Origin of the sequence: Rhodococcus sp. DT1 (assembly GCF_049844875.1) — a bacterium.
In the GTDB taxonomy this organism is placed as follows: domain Bacteria; phylum Actinomycetota; class Actinomycetes; order Mycobacteriales; family Mycobacteriaceae; genus Rhodococcus.
In genome coordinates, this window is record NZ_JBNCLW010000024.1 from 1 (window position 1) to 217 (window position 217).

The 217-nt window shown below is 62.2% G+C and carries 1 protein-coding gene; it reads left to right on the forward strand.

All coding sequences use genetic code 11. The features are described from left to right. Positions 1-217, forward strand: a 217-nt coding sequence (locus ACLQ3J_RS20965; RefSeq protein ID WP_425904307.1) for an AMP-binding protein, incomplete at both ends; no start/stop codon positions are given.

A 217-nucleotide genomic window follows, 5' to 3' on the forward strand; every position in this document is an offset into this window, starting at 1 on the left:
TGCAGAAGACGCCGTTTACGTTCGATGTGTCGGTGTGGGAGTTTTTCTGGCCGTTGGGTGTGGGTGCGCGGTTGGTGATGGCTGCTCCGGACGGTCATCGGGATCCGGCCTATCTGGCGACGGTGATGGCCGAGCGTTCGGTGTCGGTGGCGCATTTTGTGCCGTCGATGTTGGCGGTGTTCGTAACCGAGGCCGGGGTCTCGGATCTGTCGGGTCT